This is a genomic window from Candidatus Poribacteria bacterium (assembly GCA_026702755.1).
GTDB lineage: Bacteria > Poribacteria > WGA-4E > WGA-4E > WGA-3G > WGA-3G.
Genome location: JAPPBX010000033.1, coordinates 13508 through 32001 on the forward strand (window position 1 = coordinate 13508; position 18494 = coordinate 32001).

Consider the following 18494-nt stretch of genomic DNA (forward strand, 5'->3'; position numbering starts at 1 on the left):
TCGAGATGTTGCTGTCGGTGCGTTGTCAGCGTGTTGCTATTCATCATCTACGGTACTCTCCTCATCAACAACAACGACAATATGACTGCTCCGTTTTAGAATTCTATTTGCCATGCCTCGCGCCCGGGGACGTATCCATTTCCGCGTAATCCCTTCATCAACCCGAATCTCTTTGACATATAAGTTTGTGATATCAATGTTCGGATCCTGATATTGCGCATTTGCAGCTGCTGACTGAATCAGTTTATAAATTATAGGGGACGCGGCTTTATGCGTAAAGCGCAGCTGACTTAACGCATCCTCAACATACTGATTACGGACGAGATCGGCTACTAAGCGCGCTTTCCGTGGCGCAACCGACGCGTTCCTAATCTTAGATCTGGCTTCCATCAGTGTCTCCTAATAAAAGCAATTGGCTGATTTCATCGTGATTTATATGAGACATTCAAACGCATCACTTCATACGTGCCTCAATCTGCGATGAAGGCTATCACAAAACTATCTTCTGGCACCGCCACCACCAGCATGGGACCGGAAGGTGCGAGTTGGCGAGAATTCCCCGAGCTTGTGTCCTACCATGTTCTCCGTAATGTACACCGGAAAGAACTTTTTGCCGTTATAAATCGCCAAAGTGTGTCCTACCAACTCAGGGGTAATCATTGAACGACGGGACCAAGTCCGGATCACCCGTTTGCTACCAGAACGTTCCATAGCAGCTACCTTCTTAGCAAGTTTCGTATCTATGTAAGGTCCCTTTTTCAGAGAGCGCGCCATTATGTTCTCCTCTACCTTATAAACATTAAGCCCGTACCGAACGAAGCGTTACGAAAAAGATTATTTACGTTTTCCAACAATATAGCGACCCGATTTCTTCTTCGGATTTCGGGTCTTATACCCCTTCGTTGGAACGCCCCAAGGGGTAACTGGATGTCTACCACCGGAACTCTTTCCTTCTCCACCGCCGTGTGGATGATCAATCGGATTCATCGCCACGCCACGAACCTTCGGTCGTTTTCCGAGCCATCTTGAGCGACCCGCTTTACCGATGACGATCTGGCTAACGTTGCCGACCTGTCCAAGCGTTGCCATTGCTTGCACAGGGACAAGCCGAATCTCGCCTGACGGAAGTCGGATACGCGCGTATTTTCCTTCTCTGTCAACCAATTGCGCAGCAGCACCAGCACTCCGCACCAGTTGTCCGCCTTTGCCAGGACGCATCTCTATGTTATGAATTGAGGAGCCGAGCGGAATCCTTTCGAGCGGTAAAGCATTACCGACGCGAATTTCCGCGTCCGCACCTGAACTTAACATGTCGCCAACCTGAATACCAACAGGCGCAAGAATGTAGCGTTTTTCGCCGTCAACATAGTGTAGCAGTGCTATATGTGCTGACCGGTTCGGATCGTATTCAATTGAGGCAACTTTAGCAGGGATGCCAAACTTGTCTCGTTTGAAGTCAATGACTCGGTATCGACGTTTGTGGCCGCCACCACGCCGTCTCACTGTCATACGACCACTGGCGTTTCGACCAGCTCTCTGCTTCATACCTTTGACAAGAGATTTTTCCGGTTTGCTCCGCGTAATTTCTTCAAAGGTATACCCCGTCATAAACCGGCGACTTGGGGTTATCGGTGAATAAGTTTTAGGCACTCTGATTTCCTCACTTGATGTCCCTATAATATAGTTTCAAAGGCTTGGATGGTTGCCCCTTCTCTTAGGGTAATAATCGCTTTCTTCCAATTCGGTTTTCTACCACGTTGATAACGCAACATTTTACCTTTAGGTTTGCCGCGAACTCGCATCGTACGAACTTTGAGAATATCTCCTTCGAGATCAAACAATTCTTCCGCAGCTTGCCGAATTTGTGGCTTCGTTGCTTCGCGGTTGACAACAAACGCGTATTTGTTAGAATCACGGAGTATTGTGCTTTTCTCCGTGATTAGGGGTTGTAATATAACCTGATATGCATCTTTCATCAGCTTTATCCTTCTGTCTCTGAACTAATGCTGACAAATTTGGATTCCAGTTTCTCAGCGGCGTTTTCAGTGATTATCAGTGTGTCATGCCACATGACCTGATAAACGTTGAGGTTATTCCATATACAACTATTAACTTGTGGAATATTCCTTACAGAAAGGCGGATATTCGTGTCGTGTTCATTGAGAACCAGCAACACTTTTCCTTCAGCATTCACCGCCTTTAACATGTTGACCATGTCCTTGGTTCGCGGGCGTTCAAGTGTGAAATCTTCAACCAGAATGCACTGCTGATTCTGAAACCTGTCTGCAAGTGCGCTGTGGAGCCCAAGTTGACGAACCCGCTTCGGGGTGTATTGTCGGTAACTGCGCGGCTTAGGTCCGAATGCGACACCACCATGCACTCGAATTGGAGATTTGGCATGTCCGACACGAGCCCTGCCGGTTCCCTTTTGGCGGTAGAGTTTTCTCCCACTGCCTTTCACTTCACTCCGGGTTTTTGTCGATGCAGTCCCTTGACGCTGATTGGCGAGATAGGCAACGACACACTGGTGAATAACAGGGCCATTCACTTCAGCATCGATAAATACATCGGCTAATTCCTTTTCGTGAAGGACGGCTCCGGATCTGTTGTGTACAGCTAAAGTTGACATATTTTCCTCTTGACAATCTGTTTGGTGGAGGTTGTCTACATAGCACTCGGTGCTTTAGATGCCTTTCTAATCAGAAGTAAACCGTTGGGGGGTCCAGGAACAGCCCCTTTTATCACCAACAGGTTGCGTTCAGGATCGGCTTGAATCACAGGTAAATTTTGGATAGTATGGCGTTTAGCACCCGAACGACCAGCCATCCGTTTCCCTTTGAAGACTCGTGAAGGGGTCGCGCTCGCTCCAATTGAGCCGGGACGCCGAAGGTCTTGTTCCCCACCGTGGCTCTTCTTACCACCAGCGAACTTCCAGCGTTTTACCACACCAGTGAAACCACGTCCTTTTGAGGTACCCGTCACGTCAACAAGTTCACCTTCTGAAAAGACACTGGCATCAATAACACTTCCTACGGATACGTCTTCGAGGCTCTGCACACGAAACTCCCGAAGCACAAAAGTTGGATCAACTTCGGCTTTGGCGAAATGTCCACGCTTTGGACTATTCACGCGGTTTTCTTTCCGTTCTCCGAAACCCAACTGAACTGCTTGGTATCCGTCTTTTTCTTGCGTTTTGAGTTGAACAATTGGACAAGGACCTGCTTCGATGACAGTAACAGGCACGGCTTCTCCTGAATCCTCAAAGACTTGTGTCATGCCGACTTTGCGACCAATAATTCCATTAACCATTTTCTTTCGCCTTTTTTAATGGTTGTCAGTTGTCAGTTGTCAGTTGTCGGTCGCCAGTAAGAGATTTTCGTTTAACGAAACCCTCTTTAACTGAAAACCGATAACCGATAACCGACGACTATTTTCTAAAGAAGCGTGATTTTGACATCGACACCTGCCGGCAGGTCCAAACGCATCAAAGCATCAACGGTTTTAGGGGTCGTCTCTAAGATATCCAGCAGACGTTTATGAATCCGCATCTCAAATTGTTCACGCGACTTTTTGTCTTTAAACGTTGAACGTTGAACGGTGTAGGTATGCTTTTTCGTCGGCAATGGAATCGGACCAGAGACAGCTGCGCCCGTACGTTTCGCAGTTTCTGCTATCTGCTTTGACGACAGGTCTAACAACCGATAGTCAAATGCCTTGAGCCGGATGCGAATTTTTTGATTGTCCATCTTTTCGTATCGCCTTTATCAAACAGAGCGTTTCCGCTGTTTTACATACTGAATGCCCTGTGTTGATAGCATTAAAAGGGCAGGACGTGAGTCCTGCCCTAAACGTTTTATTCAATGATTTTGGAGACAACACCGGCACCGACAGTTTGCCCACCTTCCCTAATCGCGAATCGGAGTTGTTCTTCCATCGCGATGGGTTTGGAAAGTTTTACGGTGATCTGTGCGTTGTCGCCAGGCATAATCATTTCGATGCCTTCAGGGAGATTCATCTCTCCGGTTACGTCGGTTGTGCGGAAATAGAACTGCGGTCTGTATCCACTAAAGAATGGATTCCAGCGTCCACCTTCATCTTTTGTGAGAATGTAGGCTTCGGCTTCAAATTGAGTATGCGGCGTAACAGTCCCGGGGACTGCTAAGACTTGTCCGCGTTCGACTTCATCACGCTCAACGCCACGGAGCAGCGCACCGAGATTATCACCGGCTTGACCTTCGTCAAGGCTTTTCTTGAACATCTCAACACCTGTGACGACGGTGTCCTGTGTTTCGCGCAGACCGACGATTTCAACCGTGTTTCCGATTTCAACGGTCCCACGTTCCACACGTCCCGTTACAACGGTCCCACGTCCACTGATGGTGAAGATGTCTTCTATCGGCATCAGGAAGGGTCTGTCCGTATCACGCAGAGGTTCTGGAATGTACTCATCAACGGCTGCCATGAGTTCCAGAATTGGTTGACAGGCTTCGTTACCGGGATCACCACCGGATTCCATCGCTTCAAGAGCGGAACCGATGACGATAGGAATGTCGTCCCCAGGGAAGTCATAATCGCTAAGTAATTCGCGAACTTCCAGCTCAACGAGTTCAAGCAACTCTTCGTCATCAACCATATCTGCTTTGTTCAGGAAAACAACGAGAGAGGGAACGTTCACCTGCCGCGCGAGTAGCACGTGCTCACGCGTTTGAGGCATAGGACCATCAGCAGCGGATACAACAAGAATTGCGCCATCCATCTGTGCCGCACCAGTAATCATATTCTTGATATAGTCGGCGTGTCCGGGGCAATCCACGTGTGCGTAATGCCGATTCTCGGTTTCATATTCAACGTGTGCTGTGTTAATGGTAATGCCACGCTCTTTTTCTTCAGGTGCCTTATCGATTTCGTCATATTCCATAACGTAATCGGTATCGGCAAGTTTTGAGAGTACCATAGTAATTGCTGCTGTCAGCGTTGTCTTACCGTGGTCAACGTGGCCGATTGTTCCAACATTAACGTGTGGCTTCGTCCTTTCAAATGTTTCCTTAGCCATTTTTTCCGAGCTCCACTAAAAGTTTATTGTTGCGGGCATTGTAGGCGCGGTTTACAGTATTTCCACTATAGGCTTACAATCTCTGCCTTAAAACTGCGCATCCCCGTTTCTATGAGATGTTCAAACGTTTTGGCGTCCGAACACACCTTTTAACTAAATCTTGTGTCCGCTTATGGGAAGTGAGAACACTCCCACAGTTCGGACACTTCACAATTACTTAACGATTCGCTGATGAAATTAAGTCCTCCATTACACTCGTGGGGACTTCGTTATAGTGTGCAAACTCCATAGAGTAGTTGGCTCTACCCTGTGTGAGCGACCTAAGGGTTTTGACGTACCCAAACATTTCCGAGAGAGGCACATCAACACTGATAACTTGAATACGAGATTTCGCTTGCGTTTCCGTATTACGTATCTGGGCACGCCGCGAATTTAAATCTCCTATTACTTTGCCGAGATATTCGTCAGGGACGATAACCTCAACGTCCATAATCGGTTCAAGGAGTATTGGTGACGCTTCCTTCATCGCATCCTTAAACGCCATTGAACCGGCGATAGAAAACGCCATTTCCGATGAATCTACGGCGTGATGTGAACCATCAACCAACCTTACGGATACATCAACAACCGGATACCCCGCAAGGACACCTACATTCATCGCGTTCTCAATGCCTTTCCGTACGGCTGGGATATATTCCTGTGGAATAGCACCACCTTTGGTTTCATCGATGAATTCAAAGCCAGTCCCTTTCTCAAGCGGTTCAACCTCGATCACGACGTGACCGAATTGACCCCTACCACCAGACTGACGGACGAAACGCCCCACAGATTTGACCGGTTTAAGGATTGTTTCTCGATACGCAACCTGCGGATTGCCAACGTTCGCTGAGACATTGAACTCACGTACAAGTCTATCAACAATGATTTTGAGGTGAAGTTCTCCCATACCAGACAGCAACGTTTGTCCTGTTTCACTGTCTTGATGCACTTTGAAGGTTGGATCTTCTTCGGCGAGTTTCGAGAGCGCAAGGTTCAGCTTATCGATATCTGACTGTGTTCGTGGTTCAACTGCGATAGACATTACGGGCAGCGGAAACACCATAGTTTCCAGCGTAATATGCGCCTTCGGATCGCAAAGTGTATCACCCGTTGAGAGGTCTTTTAAGCCGATTGCTGCAGCAATGTCGCCCGCATAAACTGCTTGATGCTCTTCCCGCTTATTCGCGTGCATCTTCATCAACCGTCCGATCCGTTCGTGCTTCCTTGTTTTACTATTATAAACTGTATCCCCTTTCTTGAGGACACCAGAGTACACACGTAGGTAAGTCAGTTTGCCAACGTGGGGATCGGTCATAATCTTGAATGCCAAAGCGCAGAATGGTTCATTGTCATTCGGTGAACGTGCTTCATCGTCTTCCGTCACTGGATTAAACCCTGCTACTGGCGGTACATCCGTAGGGGCTGGTAGATAGGAAACAATCGCGTCTAAGAGGGGCTGAACACCTTTATTTTTTAAAGCGGTTCCGCATAGAATTGGGACAGCTTTGCCAGCAATTACAGCGTTTCGTATTGCCACTTTAATTTCTTCGGGCGAAATTTCAATACCATCCACGTATTTCATCAGGAGTTCGTCATCGTAATCGGCGATCGCCTCTAACATACGATCCCGATAGTCATTTGCCATTTCCTCCATTTCCTTGGGGATGTCTGTTTCTTGGATAACAGTACCATCACTACCAGCATCGTTCCCTATGTTCCATATCTGGCCCTTCATGGAGATGAGATCTACGATTCCTGTGAACTGTTCCGCCGAACCGATAGGAAGTTGCACCGGGATTGCCGTAGCACCGAGGCGTTCTTCCATCATTTCAACAGTACGGAAGAAGTCAGCACCCGTCCGATCCATTTTATTTACGAATGCGATTCGCGGTATGTCATATTTATCCGCTTGTCTCCAAACGGTTTCAGATTGGGGTTCAACGCCACCAACTGCGCAGAAAACTGCCACCGCACCGTCAAGGACACGCAGCGAGCGTTCAACTTCGACGGTAAAATCAATATGCCCCGGCGTATCAATGATATTGATAGAGTGTTCTTTCCACTGGCAAGTCGTCGCAGCCGCAGTAATCGTGATACCGCGTTCTTGCTCTTGCACCATCCAGTCCATAGCGGTGGTGCCGTCGTCCACGTCGCCGATCCGATAGAGTCTACCGGTATAGTACAGAATGCGTTCGGTTACAGTGGTCTTTCCGGCATCAATATGAGCCATGATGCCGATATTTCGCATGTGGGGCAGTTCTAAGCGTTGTGAGTTGTTATTTTTTTTCTCTGCCACGATCGAGTGACTCCTTATTGTCTATTCGCGTTTCGGTTATAAGCCCCGATCACGTTTTACCATCGGTAATGCGCAAAAGCTCGATTGGCTTCTGCCATTCGATGCTGATCCATTTTTCTGCGGATTGCGCCGCCTTCGTTACGTGATGCTTCAAGTATCTCGCCTGCAAGGCGTTCTGCCATTCGTCTTTCACCACGCTCGCGCGCTGATTGGATAAGCCAACTAAAAGCCAATCGCTGTTTCCGTTCTGCCTTTACATCGACGGGAACTTGGTAAGTCTGGCTACCTACACGCCGTGGCCTAATTTCCAACACCGGTTTAACGTTATTGATCGCTTGGCGGAACACAGCGAAACCATCTTCATTCGTCCGAGATTCGATGATTTGAAAACTCTCATAAAGGATTGATTGCGCTGTACTTTTCTTCCCATCCAACATGAGACTGTTGATGAATTTTGACACTAACTTACTGTTATGAACTGCGTCGGGGTTCACATCCCGTTTGCTGATATTTCCACGTCTCGGCATCTACAATTCCTCCGCTGTTTAACCCGGTTTCCGCGCCCCGTATTTTGAACGACCTTGACGGCGGTTATCAACACCTGCTGTATCTAACTGCCCACGGACGATGTGGTAACGCACGTTAGCGAGATCCCTCACTTTTCCACCCCGAACCAAAACGACTGAGTGTTCTTGCAAATTGTGATCAATCCCCGGAATGTAACAGGTGGCTTCATAGCCGGTCGTGAAACGGACTCGAGCGACTTTGCGCAGGGCAGAATTCGGTTTCCTCGGTGTTACCGTTTTCACCTGTAAACATATACCGCGCCGCTGGGGACACTGCTCAAGTACCGGTGATTTCGTCTTCTTCCGGGATCTTTTGCGCGGTTTTTTGATTAATTGATTAATCGTCGGCATTTCATAACCTCCGCAATGGCATCTTATGGGCTTCTCGCATTAAAAAAGCCCCGCGCGGGGCATCACAACTTCAACAAATTAACGTGGAATTTCGGATACGACGTTAGAATGTTTTCCGGATAAGTGCCCCTCGTTTCTAAAAAAGATTGATTAGGCTTTCCAAAACATATATTATACACTATAAATTAGGCGATGTCAAATTTTTTTTGAAAAAAAAGCAAAAAACATTGGAATTCTATGAATTTTCTAATTTTTCAGCAGTTTTCCACGTAAAATAACCCTTTGAACGCTTAAATTGTCATCAACAATAACGATATCTGCTATTTTACCGGCGGCTATCGAACCGATCGATTCCGTAACGCCTAAATTTTGGGCAGGCGTTAATGTTGCCATTGTTAAGGCATCTTCGATAGCGTGTTCCCAGTTTATAACGTTGCGAATGCCATCCATGAGTGTAATTGTCGCACCAGCAAGCCGTTCAGTAGGTTTCCCGACATCCAACCACATCGCCCCGTTACGGACGTATTTCTCGGTACTGCCTACTTCAAAGGCTGTGTCGCTTTCAGAACCCATGTCTTCGTTGAGGCGATAAGCGTCAAGTTCAGGCATGTATGTTGCCGACTCCTGCCATTCTTCCGTAGGGACACCTGCGAGTTCTGTGCAATCTGTGATGAGTCCAACTGCATTGATCCCTTTCTGCTGAATCAGGTGATTGCCCCAGAAAGGGTGAACGTGATGTTCATCAACGATAAGTTCTGCGTGGATATCCGGATGGGAGAGGACAGCTTCAACGGCTCCAAGGTCGCGGTGGTGCATTCCGCTCATGCCGTTATAGGTGTGTGTTGCGCGCGTTATACCTGCGTCAATCGCTTCCATCGCCTGTCGATAGGTTGCGTTTGTATGCCCCATCGCAATGACGATGTTGTTGTAAGCGTCTGCCTTAAAGGTCGAGAGGTGCTTGATGAATTGGAGATTCTCGTCGTTTTCGGGTGCGACGGAGATAACTTTCAAGGTGCCATCAGAAGCCGCCCACATTGCATGGAATTCTTCAAAATTCGGAGGTGTAATATACTTCGCGTTCTGTGCGCCGTTTTTAGCGAGACTCCCAAATTTCCCTTCCACATACGACCCTAAAATCTGAGAACCGTCTGCTACCGGTTCATCGACGATCTGTGCAATAGCAGTTAAGGCACCGTTGATTTGTGCCATGCTTCCGGAAGAAATCCCTAACACCAACGAAGTGACACCGCTCTGCGCATGTGCCCGCGCGATTGTCGCAATATCTTCAACTTGACCCGTCATGCTATCATAGCCGCCACCACCATGCACTAATCCATCAATCAACCCCGGAATCACGAGGCATCCGGATGCATCAATAACCTCCCCTGCTGGTTGAAGTGCTTCTGATGTTATCGCTGAAATTTTGTCATCTTGAATGACGATACTTCCGTGCCCGTAATGCGTTGGGGTATAGATGTCGCCATTCACAATCGTCAGTGTTTCCATATCTCCAAAATGCCTCGATTTTTTTTCCTAAATCTGTTCCGATACCCACAAAATACTTTGTGCAAGGAATCGTAAAAAGGGTTCTACTTCAAAATCTTTCTGGTGCCCTAATGAAGTATAACAGATGCGACCGCCGTTATGTAAACGCGTCCATGCGACAGGTTCTGAATGTTCATCTGTGTGTCCCATTAAGAGTAAAGACGTATCATCACGAAGTGATGGGTTTTTGTAAAGACTCCCATAACAATCGAACGCTGGTATATCCTTCAGAATTGGATGTCCCGCCTCAACGATTTCAACACGCGTCATCGGTCCATGACCGTAATGTCCTTGATAATCCCCACCGAGAACATCTTTATCAAACGCCAGCCAGTTTTGATACGCATGACTCGCTGTCCTGACCCCGACGATTGGTCTGCCCTGTTCACAGTACGTTTGAAACTGTCTGAGCGATGCCCCATCTGTATTGAGGCGACGTGTGAAAACCAACAAAGCGTCTGCGTCGTTCAACGCTGCCAAAGAGGGATCGTCATCCTCGGAACCGTAAATAATTAAATTCGCTTGAATCGGATAGTGTTTCTCAACAAAGGTCTTGAAAATCTTCAAAGATACTTCGGAATCGTATTCAAAGGAACCTGAAAGCATACACAAATTAAGCACAACTTTGCTCCTATTTTCTTTCTAAAAACAGAAAACTGTAAGGATAAGGATTTTTCTCATCGGGTTCACCATCAATGCGTTTCACTTCTTGCCACGCTTCCATATCAAACGCGGGGAAATAGACATCACCTTCAAATGTGGCGTGAACCTGTGTGAGGTAGAGCCGGTCCGCGTGCGCTAAAAAGGCTTCGTAGATAGGGGCACCACCACATATCATGAGCTCTTCTGAATCCTTACAAACGTTAAGGACCTCTTCTACGGAATGGGTGACGATACAACCTTCCGGTGCCTTATAAGCCGTATTTCGCGTGAGAATGATGTTGCGCCGTTTGCCAAGCGGACGTTTGAGTGTTTCAAAAGTCTTACGTCCCATAACAACAGGTTTACCGATTGTCATATCGCGAAAATGCCGCCGATCAGCAGGTAGCTGCCACGGAATATGCGGTCCGTTGCCAATAAGCCGATTTTTGTCCATCGCGGCAATCATTGAAATTACCATTTTAAGGGGATACTCCTCCTTCGCGCTCTCCTGCCTCTAAGCCACTCAAGACCTGTTCAGCAAAATTGATTACTGTCTCTTTTATCATCCGAGGTGCCAACTTGATCTGATTACGTCGTTTCCACTCTATCTTAAATTGCCCTGTTTTCACGAGCTCATTGATCCCTGTCCGAATGTTTTTCACATTGGTATCAAAGTGTTCAGCGAGTTTACGAAGGCTTAAAGGTTCTTCGGTTTGAAAAGAGAGCACTTCAATCCATAGCCACATTCCCAACCGCCGGGCGAAGTGTGAGATATCCTCGGTTGTTTCCGACAGATGAATAATTGAGGCAAAACAGTAAGCGGCGTGATGCGGATAGTCATTTAAAAGTCCTTCAAATTCCTCAAAGATAAGTTGAATAAGGAGTGCAGCTTCGTCTGACAGCGTAAGTTCGTCTGAAGCGGACGGGTTACCGTTTTGTTCTGAAGTGCCGAAGTTATCTTGGTTTAGTTTTTCCTGTTTCATTGTTTCCTTGTTATGCTGCGTTGTGATAGTTAAAAACAGAAGTATCAACCCTTTTGTTTTTACCATTAACTTGCTTCTCCTGTTAAACAATCATAGGAGCACGGATCGCGTCGTGGTGTTGATAGTCCTCTAACTGAATGTGTTGCATCTTGAAAGCATCAATTGACTTGATTTTCGGATCCAATTCAAGTCGCGGAAGCGGATACGGACTCCGTTTCAATTGTACTTCAACAGCTTCAAAGTGTGCGTGATAGATGTGCGCATCACCTAAAGTATGAATGAATTCGTAGGGTGTTAATCCTGTTACCTGAGCCACCATATGTAGGAGGAGCGCGTAGGATGCGATGTTAAACGGGACTCCTAAAAACATATCACAGCTGGGCTGATACATCTGTAGCGACAACTTACCGTTTGCTATAAAGAATTGAAAGAATGCGTGGCATGGTGTCAACGCCATCTCATCTAAGTCTGCCGGGTTCCATGCCGTAACAATATGTTTACGGCTATGCGGGTTTATCTGAATTTGTTCAATGACCCTGGCGAGCTGATCAATCGTGCCTTCTTCCGTTTGCCACTTTCGCCACTGAACACCATATATCCGTCCAAGGTACCCATCACGTCCCCAAGCATCAGCGTTTGCGTTCCATATCTGTGTCCCGAGTTTCTCAAACTGCTCAGCGTGATCATAGCCGCGCAAAAAACCTAAGAGTTCCGCTTTTACGGAACGGAACGCAAGTTTCTTGGTAGTTACAGCGGGGAATCCATCTTCCAGATTATATCGCATCTGCATGCCGAAGAGGGCACGAGTTTTCCCGTTTCTGCCCACTCGGTCAACTCCAGCATCTAAGACCTGCTGAAGTCCTTCAAGGTATTGTTTCATGCCTATTGATTACCAGTATTTGGTACTGGCTTTCCTCCCATAAGACGCGCTTCGTAGTTTATGACTACCGATCTGTGCTGCCAAATCCGCCGCGAGACGGTGTCGTCATCTGTTCAACTTCGTTCCATTCTGCGGTGTCCACACGTACAAAAATTCCTTGCGCAATCCGACTCCCTTTTTCAACATGCACAACCTCATCCGTAAAATTGTAAACCTGAATCTTCAGTTCGTCCTCTTCGCCGCAATAATCATTATCGACGATGCCTACGCCTTGCGGCATCATTAATCCCAATTTACGAGGCGTGCTGCTTCGCAGACATACCATCAGCATATAGCCGGGGGGTGTTTCGACAATAACATTCGCAGGGATAAGGACAATAGAGTTCGGGGCAATCTCTGCTGATTCTCGACAGATGAGATCAAAACCTACAGACCCTGCCGTTTCATATTTCGGCAACGGAAGCGTTTTATCTATGCGTTTGATTTTGATTTTCATTGGCATCACGGCACTGCGACCCCAGTTGCTTTGCATTCTACTCGATAGACAGAGGTACTCGCCGTGATAAACAAACTTTGCCAACCATCTCCACCCCACGCCAAATTCGCTGAGCGTTCTGGGACGAGAATAATTCCGAGGTGTGTTCCGTCCGGCGCGAAAACCCAAATACCATCAGGACCGGTTAAATAAACATTTCCATGTGTATCGGCTTTCATTCCGTCTGGTTTTCCGGTATCCCCTTCCTCTTCACCAAAGACGCGGTCGTTCGCGATTGTGCCATCGGGCTGAACATCAAATGCGCGGACGTGCATCCGTTCGGTGTCGTTGATATAGAGGATGGACTCGTCTGGTGAGAAACAGATACCGTTGGGTCTGTCAAAATCGTCAACGAGAAGCGTCAGTGTATCACCGTTTGGGGACAAGCGATAGACACCTTGAAAATCGAGTTCCTTCTCCGATTCAACGCCGTACGCTGCGCTTAACCCATACGGTGGGTCGGTGAAATAGATGCTTCCATCAGATTTCACAACAACATCGTTCGGGCTGTTCAAGCGTTTGCCCTGATAGTGGGACGCAATTGTGAGCACCTGTCCATCTGCCGTTGTTCGCGAAACTCGGCGGTTGGCGTGTTCACAAGCGATAAGATGTCCGCCCTTATCGTAAGTCAAACCGTTTGACTTACCGGAGGGTTCACGAAAAACAGTCATTCCAGCGTCTGCATCCCATTTCCGCATCTTGTTCGCAGGAATATCGCTGAAAAGCAAAAACTGTTCTGTCGCGTGCCAAAGCGGTCCCTCGGTGAATTCGCAGCCTGTTGCTATTTGTTCAACAGATGCTTCTGCATCAATCAAATCCAATAGTCGTGAATCACGCACGTCAAGTGCCATATTTTCCTTTCAGGGCTATTTAGTTTTCCGTTTTTTCGCCCAATTTTGGACCCCCAGGCCCGGTAGGTGCAGTTTCCTAACCGCATCGGATCTTTAAAAAAGGACATCCAACCAGATAATTTATTAAAACTAAATGCCCAGTTTTCCTTTTAAATGTCCTTGACAACTATCTTAATTAATGTTAGGATAGTCTTTAAAGTGAAGTGGTGGATGTAGGATTTCGTGCAGTTTGCACGCCCATTAAGTGAAAAAACGTGCCTGGGGCGACTCGAACGCCCGACCTTCAGCTCCGGAGGCTGACGCTCTATCCATCTGAGCTACAGGCACATGAATTTAAAATCAGGAAGGTTGCGAAACCGAGCCTGAATTTACATATATCTTTAATATTTTAACAAATTCGGTATCTTTTGTCAAGTTTTTTCAGCGAAAAAATCTAAGGAGGAAGATCAGGGTGAAACGTAAATTTCAAAAATTCTCAATCCTCGCAGTTTTGGTTGTCTTTTTGTTTAGTTTCGCACCGGATATCGTAGAAAGCCGCCGCGGCTTTGGGGGTGGGCGGAGTTTCAGTCGCAGCCGGAGTTTCAGCCGCAGCACCAGTCGCCGAAGTTCCACACCGAGGCGTTCTTATAGTACCCCGCGAAGTTCGACACGGACGACACGCAGTACCGGTAGCAGTTATAGCAGAAACAGGGCGACGAGAAGCACCACGCGCTCCAGTACTGTAGCACGTCAGAGGCAGACAGCGACAAGCCGTGCCAGAGCAACAACCGCAACGAACCGAAACACGACTACAACGCGCGGCCAGCAGCGACAGGTGAGAACACAGAACCGAAAACAGGTTCGGCAACTCAAAGCAGAAAATCGCAGCTTGAAACGCCAGAACCGAAGGGCAAATCGGGAAACCGCACGTGCGCGTCGAGACGGACGCCAAACGATTAACGTCAATAACTACGGTGGTTACTATCCTATGATGGGATATTCGATGTATCCCTTGGCTGCATCTATGGCGTTTAACAATCTCATGTTCGGTATCTATTTTCACGATTACTACAACCATGCGATTCGCCATAGTTACTTGTGGCACTACCACCATCGCGATTATGACAGGTCGCATTGGAGTGCCGAAAAACAGGCGGAGTATGAGTATTATAAGGAATACTATGAAAGCCAAGGTGTCGAACCCAACCCGAATTACGTGGACCCGGGCACGAACCGCGATGAAGATTATGTCGCGAGTTATGTCGAGGAAAATCCTGATGAGTTTTATGGGGAAAATGCTGAATCTTTCACTGTTGAGGAGCTCCCCGATGAAGAGGCGTTAAAAACGGAACTCCTTGCAGCTGCCCAAGAAACACCTAACGTAACTGCACCCGCATCCACCACAAGCACAGCGCGTGCACCACCCACGCGAACCGTTGTTGTCCAGAAGGGGACATCCGGAGGGACTTGGTTCCTTCTTATCTTCGGAAGCATCCTTGTTGTTGGTGTGATTGCGTTGGTGATGTATAATAAGGGTTATTTTTAGGTGGGAACATGGCACTATTTGGTAGAAAAGACGGCAAATCCCTATTTGGTAGACGAAAAAAAGAGGCTGAACCCAAAAAGCCAGAACGGCATGAATTAGTTGACATTCCGATTGACAGCATGATTGAACTCTCCGACATCATTACGTATGAGGAGACCGGAGATACTTCACACGCCTTCAAACTGGTCACGCGAAAGAAGTATGAAGGCGACAACCTCCGTCGCTATATGTATCATATCCGTGATGCAGAGGAGGCGGTCGTTATCGGAGTTGATCATGTCCCCGGAACTAAGGACGACTACGAGGTTTCCCGGTGGATTGTTGATGACGAATGCGAACTTGGCGATCCGTTGCCGGATGAAATGACCCTCTATTTTCCGGACCCGGAGAATGAAAACGAAGACATCGCTGTTGAATACAACCGGCAGGATGTTGTTCCCGCAATGCTCACCGTTACTAATGCAGAAGGGGAAGAGAAATTTGAGGTTGAACTTCACGAGTACGCCAGCGATAACGACGAGTACATGTCTATTGAACTCTGTGGTGACTGGTTGACTTTCTACGTCGGTGTGCTTATAACACAATCGGATATAACAATCTATCCAGCGATGGAAGCACAACCTGAGCGCAAGTAAGTTTTAACCCTGATTTATCCATATATCCATAAGGCGAGGTGTCCACCTCGCCTTATTTTTTCGGGTCTTGAATTAGCGGTCAAGTAGTGGACGGGATGGACGGTGAGACCGTTCCAATTTTTTAAGTTGCTCTTTGGCGCGCTTAAGTGCTTCCTCCGCACCCATAAGTGCCTCCTCTGTGTCAACTTTGCCGAAGTAAACTGCAGCCTTCCTATTACGATGGTGAAGTTTTTCAAACATCTGCTTCAGATATGCGTCTTTATAAGTTTCCCAATCCTCGGCGGGTGCGATGCCGAAGAGCCTGGACGACCAGACCTCTGGATTTTTTTCCAGCTCCATCAATTCATCCCGCTTTGATAGGTAGGTCCAGTACTCTTCAAAATTATCAATGGTAATTCCTTTATCAAGGAGCATCTGGAGCCATTCATCCCGCGGGTATTTCGCATCAACCTCACTTATCGGCAGCGGGACATTATACTTAAAATTTACACCGTTGTCGAGTGTATAACTGACACTTCCTGAAGTTATAGCATACCTTTCGTTATACTTCTCGTCGTAGGCGTTCTGCAGTGCTTTGACAGTCTGTGGCACTGTAAAATCCTTAAAAAATATAGGTGGAGACGGAGCCTTAGGAAAATCCGGGGGTAGGGCATGAAGCAAGTACTTATCTACATTGTCTTTCTTGAGTAGATTGCGGTACTTTCCTAAAGCTGTATCATAATTGAGTATAAATGGGTGCGCTTCTTTTTCCAATCTTTTTTGAATCTGACCGATTTCTTGCACAATATATGCGTCTTTATAGGTTTCCCAATCTTCAGTAGCTGGAATGCCGAAAAGTCCGGATGTCCACACCTGGGGTTGTCTCTCAAGATGCACTAACGTATCCCGAAGGAATAGGTATTCCCAATATGCGTTTGCGTTCTTGATCGTAATCCCTTTGTCGAGGAGCATCTGGAGCCATGCGTCGCGCGGATATTTCGCGTCAACCTCAGCGAGCGGAATATTCTCGTCGTAAGCAAAGATTTCAGCGTCTCCTACCGTGTATGACACACGCACCGTGGTATCCTTATGTTTGCGGTTATAGCCTTCGTCGTAAGCGTCCCGCAGTTCCTTAACCGTTTGCAAGATGGCATAGTCCTGCGTCTGCGGCGGCGACGCTATCTCATTTTTCAGTTCGGCAGCGAGTGCTGAGAACTTTGCCCGAATGCTGGCGCGCATTTCAGCACGGCGTGCTTCGTCCGTTTCTCCAGCGGACTTTAGCACAGTGTCCGTCTGTTCGTCTACCCAAGCTTCCCAAGGGTCTTCGGCGGTTTGCGCATCTGGTTGCAATACCAAAAAAGCGACTGTTCCCAGAGCAATCAGGAGGGTAAGTATGTGGACAATATGTTTGGCTTTCATTGTTTGTCTCCTTCAGTTAGGTTATCGGTGATGTGTATTAACTACTACGTCTTACGGATTGTCACACCAAATCCCAAAAGAAGTTCCACTGTTCTCTTAATTTATCAATTAGCCGCTAATTGACGGATTGCCTGCACCGCTGTCTCTGTATCTTGGAGTGGGGTATTTGGAACACGTGAGGTAAGCGCACTCTTGATGTGCTGTGCTAACCCCTCAAATCTGCACTGACTCACGATGGCGTGCTGTTCCATATATTCGTAAACTTTATGTCGCTTCGGCAATCTGATGTTCTCTTGGGACAGCGTTAGGACGATAACCTTGCGTCCACTGCTCGCCGCCTCACATACCATTGAGAAACTATCTGCAGTAACGATAAGCAGGTCGCTTAAGGCAAGGATGGCTTGATACGGATCTTCAAGTTCTGAAGGCGTGTCCGGCACGATGAATAGCGGGCACCAATCAGAATGTTTCACCGTTGAAACCAGATGCGCAGTTACGTCTGGTGGGGTTCGGCGGGAAGTCGTCACCAGTATCTGCGTATTCATTTCCGTTGCGACTGTCTCACAAATCTTGCTCAGCCGCTCAGCATCAGCAACCGTGATCGTTTCATGCCGGTCTGCTCCACCGATAAGGAATCCGATACGCGGCCTCTCTGGGAGGTTCATTTCATCTTTCAAGCGTTTCCGCTCAGCGTCCAGTGTGTCTGGAGAGATAGGATTGGGCACGCCGATTGTTTGACAGACATTGTTCTTAGACGTAGCGTTATGCCAAGAGAGCATCGGGAGAATTGCGAGATCGAAATAACGGGTCCCTACCGGCGAAGGTCTGCGGCACGTAACCGTCTTAGCCCCCAAAATTCTGCCGAGGAGTAGATTGACGGCTGCCACAGACGAACCTGTTGAGAGGATAATATCAGTCGTTTGAAGGTGTATCAATGCGCCATAAGTCTCGGATGTGAGACTCCATCGCAGCAGCGTATGAATAACCAACATAGGGAGTGGTATGCCACCGAAGATACACATAAAAACGCGCAAGAGATTATCACGCCACTTGCGTCGGAATTCTACCTCAAGCCATTCCACTTGACATTCAGGCATCTTTTCCACAATGCCTAAGGATTGCTTGTAATGTCCCGGTTTCTTGTCGCTTAAGATTACAACTTTCATTTAAAGTAGCAGGCACACTCCGTGTGCCG

At 47.5% G+C, this 18494-nt stretch carries 22 protein-coding genes and 1 tRNA gene; 2 read left to right on the forward strand and 21 right to left on the reverse strand.

Annotated elements, in window-relative coordinates; all coding sequences use genetic code 11:
- Window positions 1-36: 36 nt before the first annotated feature.
- The 19 genes from rplV to OXH39_06535 form a co-directional block, all read right to left on the reverse strand.
- Window positions 37-390: a 50S ribosomal protein L22 gene (gene rplV / locus OXH39_06445; protein MCY3550081.1), complete on the reverse strand. Its 354-nt coding sequence runs from the start codon at window positions 388-390 to the stop codon at window positions 37-39.
- Window positions 391-498: 108 nt separating this feature from the next.
- Window positions 499-774, reverse strand: a complete 276-nt coding sequence (rpsS, locus tag OXH39_06450) for a 30S ribosomal protein S19 (protein MCY3550082.1) — start codon at window positions 772-774, stop codon at window positions 499-501.
- Between the two features lie 60 nt (window positions 775-834).
- Window positions 835-1650 carry a 50S ribosomal protein L2 gene (gene rplB, locus OXH39_06455; GenBank protein MCY3550083.1) on the reverse strand — a complete coding sequence of 272 codons (816 nt, stop codon included), beginning with the start codon at window positions 1648-1650 and terminating at the stop codon, window positions 835-837.
- A 23-nt stretch (window positions 1651-1673) separates the two neighbouring features.
- Complete coding sequence (gene rplW, locus OXH39_06460) at window positions 1674-1976, reverse strand: 50S ribosomal protein L23 (protein ID MCY3550084.1); 303 nt, start codon at window positions 1974-1976, stop codon at window positions 1674-1676.
- A gap of 5 nt (window positions 1977-1981) precedes the next feature.
- On the reverse strand, window positions 1982-2629 hold the full coding sequence (gene rplD / locus OXH39_06465) for a 50S ribosomal protein L4 (protein ID MCY3550085.1): 648 nt from the start codon (window positions 2627-2629) through the stop codon (window positions 1982-1984).
- A gap of 35 nt (window positions 2630-2664) precedes the next feature.
- Window positions 2665-3309, reverse strand: coding sequence for a 50S ribosomal protein L3 (gene rplC, locus OXH39_06470; GenBank protein ID MCY3550086.1), 645 nt, complete (start codon window positions 3307-3309; stop codon window positions 2665-2667).
- Window positions 3310-3434: 125 nt separating this feature from the next.
- Entirely contained in the window at window positions 3435-3746 is a 312-nt protein-coding gene (gene rpsJ / locus OXH39_06475) for a 30S ribosomal protein S10 (protein ID MCY3550087.1), read from the reverse strand.
- Window positions 3747-3853: 107 nt separating this feature from the next.
- The gene (gene tuf / locus OXH39_06480) at window positions 3854-5053 is read right to left on the reverse strand and encodes an elongation factor Tu (GenBank protein ID MCY3550088.1); all 1200 of its coding nucleotides are present in this window, start codon (window positions 5051-5053) and stop codon (window positions 3854-3856) included.
- A 217-nt stretch (window positions 5054-5270) separates the two neighbouring features.
- The gene (gene fusA, locus OXH39_06485) at window positions 5271-7388 is read right to left on the reverse strand and encodes an elongation factor G (GenBank protein MCY3550089.1); all 2118 of its coding nucleotides are present in this window, start codon (window positions 7386-7388) and stop codon (window positions 5271-5273) included.
- Between the two features lie 56 nt (window positions 7389-7444).
- The gene (rpsG, locus tag OXH39_06490) at window positions 7445-7915 is read right to left on the reverse strand and encodes a 30S ribosomal protein S7 (GenBank protein MCY3550090.1); all 471 of its coding nucleotides are present in this window, start codon (window positions 7913-7915) and stop codon (window positions 7445-7447) included.
- An 18-nt stretch (window positions 7916-7933) separates the two neighbouring features.
- Complete coding sequence (rpsL, locus tag OXH39_06495) at window positions 7934-8305, reverse strand: 30S ribosomal protein S12 (protein ID MCY3550091.1); 372 nt, start codon at window positions 8303-8305, stop codon at window positions 7934-7936.
- 246 nt (window positions 8306-8551) lie between these two features.
- Window positions 8552-9811, reverse strand: coding sequence for an amidohydrolase family protein (locus tag OXH39_06500; protein MCY3550092.1), 1260 nt, complete (start codon window positions 9809-9811; stop codon window positions 8552-8554).
- A 27-nt stretch (window positions 9812-9838) separates the two neighbouring features.
- Complete coding sequence (locus OXH39_06505) at window positions 9839-10471, reverse strand: ThuA domain-containing protein (GenBank protein ID MCY3550093.1); 633 nt, start codon at window positions 10469-10471, stop codon at window positions 9839-9841.
- 10 nt (window positions 10472-10481) lie between these two features.
- Window positions 10482-10970, reverse strand: a complete 489-nt coding sequence (locus OXH39_06510; GenBank protein ID MCY3550094.1) for a dihydrofolate reductase — start codon at window positions 10968-10970, stop codon at window positions 10482-10484.
- A 1-nt stretch (window position 10971) separates the two neighbouring features.
- The gene (locus OXH39_06515) at window positions 10972-11541 is read right to left on the reverse strand and encodes a hypothetical protein (protein ID MCY3550095.1); all 570 of its coding nucleotides are present in this window, start codon (window positions 11539-11541) and stop codon (window positions 10972-10974) included.
- A gap of 16 nt (window positions 11542-11557) precedes the next feature.
- A complete protein-coding gene (locus tag OXH39_06520; protein ID MCY3550096.1) occupies window positions 11558-12355 on the reverse strand; it encodes a thymidylate synthase in 798 nt (265 codons plus the stop codon).
- A gap of 64 nt (window positions 12356-12419) precedes the next feature.
- Window positions 12420-12851, reverse strand: coding sequence for a dUTP diphosphatase (gene dut, locus OXH39_06525; GenBank protein MCY3550097.1), 432 nt, complete (start codon window positions 12849-12851; stop codon window positions 12420-12422).
- Window positions 12852-12856: 5 nt separating this feature from the next.
- On the reverse strand, window positions 12857-13741 hold the full coding sequence (locus OXH39_06530; GenBank protein MCY3550098.1) for an SMP-30/gluconolactonase/LRE family protein: 885 nt from the start codon (window positions 13739-13741) through the stop codon (window positions 12857-12859).
- Between the two features lie 253 nt (window positions 13742-13994).
- Window positions 13995-14068, reverse strand: a tRNA-Arg gene (locus OXH39_06535).
- 124 nt (window positions 14069-14192) lie between these two features.
- Between OXH39_06535 and OXH39_06540 the strand changes: the two genes are divergently transcribed.
- Window positions 14193-15266 (forward strand): hypothetical protein, encoded by a 1074-nt coding sequence (locus OXH39_06540; protein ID MCY3550099.1) that lies wholly within the window; start codon window positions 14193-14195, stop codon window positions 15264-15266.
- 8 nt (window positions 15267-15274) lie between these two features.
- The gene (locus OXH39_06545; GenBank protein ID MCY3550100.1) at window positions 15275-15901 is read left to right on the forward strand and encodes a hypothetical protein; all 627 of its coding nucleotides are present in this window, start codon (window positions 15275-15277) and stop codon (window positions 15899-15901) included.
- 72 nt (window positions 15902-15973) lie between these two features.
- On the opposite strand, the gene OXH39_06550 is transcribed toward OXH39_06545, so the two are convergent.
- Both OXH39_06550 and OXH39_06555 read right to left on the reverse strand, forming a co-directional pair.
- Window positions 15974-17299, reverse strand: coding sequence for a hypothetical protein (locus tag OXH39_06550; protein ID MCY3550101.1), 1326 nt, complete (start codon window positions 17297-17299; stop codon window positions 15974-15976).
- A 104-nt stretch (window positions 17300-17403) separates the two neighbouring features.
- Window positions 17404-18465: an ELM1/GtrOC1 family putative glycosyltransferase gene (locus OXH39_06555; GenBank protein ID MCY3550102.1), complete on the reverse strand. Its 1062-nt coding sequence runs from the start codon at window positions 18463-18465 to the stop codon at window positions 17404-17406.
- Window positions 18466-18494 lie beyond the last annotated feature (29 nt).

What these genes read in the sequence shown, in the direction of transcription:
- rplV (MCY3550081.1), bottom strand. Translation starts at nt 390, where the DNA reads ATGGAAGCCAGATCTAAGATTAGGAACGCGTCGGTTGCGCCACGGAAA.
- rpsS (MCY3550082.1), bottom strand. Translation starts at nt 774, where the DNA reads ATGGCGCGCTCTCTGAAAAAGGGACCTTACATAGATACGAAACTTGCT.
- rplW (MCY3550084.1), bottom strand. Translation starts at nt 1,976, where the DNA reads ATGAAAGATGCATATCAGGTTATATTACAACCCCTAATCACGGAGAAA.
- rplD (MCY3550085.1), bottom strand. Translation starts at nt 2,629, where the DNA reads ATGTCAACTTTAGCTGTACACAACAGATCCGGAGCCGTCCTTCACGAA.
- rplC (MCY3550086.1), bottom strand. Translation starts at nt 3,309, where the DNA reads ATGGTTAATGGAATTATTGGTCGCAAAGTCGGCATGACACAAGTCTTT.
- rpsJ (MCY3550087.1), bottom strand. Translation starts at nt 3,746, where the DNA reads ATGGACAATCAAAAAATTCGCATCCGGCTCAAGGCATTTGACTATCGG.
- tuf (MCY3550088.1), bottom strand. Translation starts at nt 5,053, where the DNA reads ATGGCTAAGGAAACATTTGAAAGGACGAAGCCACACGTTAATGTTGGA.
- rpsG (MCY3550090.1), bottom strand. Translation starts at nt 7,915, where the DNA reads ATGCCGAGACGTGGAAATATCAGCAAACGGGATGTGAACCCCGACGCA.
- rpsL (MCY3550091.1), bottom strand. Translation starts at nt 8,305, where the DNA reads ATGCCGACGATTAATCAATTAATCAAAAAACCGCGCAAAAGATCCCGG.
- OXH39_06500 (MCY3550092.1), bottom strand. Translation starts at nt 9,811, where the DNA reads ATGGAAACACTGACGATTGTGAATGGCGACATCTATACCCCAACGCAT.
- OXH39_06510 (MCY3550094.1), bottom strand. Translation starts at nt 10,970, where the DNA reads ATGGTAATTTCAATGATTGCCGCGATGGACAAAAATCGGCTTATTGGC.
- OXH39_06515 (MCY3550095.1), bottom strand. Translation starts at nt 11,541, where the DNA reads ATGGTAAAAACAAAAGGGTTGATACTTCTGTTTTTAACTATCACAACG.
- OXH39_06520 (MCY3550096.1), bottom strand. Translation starts at nt 12,355, where the DNA reads ATGAAACAATACCTTGAAGGACTTCAGCAGGTCTTAGATGCTGGAGTT.
- dut (MCY3550097.1), bottom strand. Translation starts at nt 12,851, where the DNA reads ATGAAAATCAAAATCAAACGCATAGATAAAACGCTTCCGTTGCCGAAA.
- OXH39_06530 (MCY3550098.1), bottom strand. Translation starts at nt 13,741, where the DNA reads ATGGCACTTGACGTGCGTGATTCACGACTATTGGATTTGATTGATGCA.
- OXH39_06545 (MCY3550100.1), top strand. Translation starts at nt 15,275, where the DNA reads ATGGCACTATTTGGTAGAAAAGACGGCAAATCCCTATTTGGTAGACGA.
- OXH39_06550 (MCY3550101.1), bottom strand. Translation starts at nt 17,299, where the DNA reads ATGAAAGCCAAACATATTGTCCACATACTTACCCTCCTGATTGCTCTG.
- OXH39_06555 (MCY3550102.1), bottom strand. Translation starts at nt 18,465, where the DNA reads ATGAAAGTTGTAATCTTAAGCGACAAGAAACCGGGACATTACAAGCAA.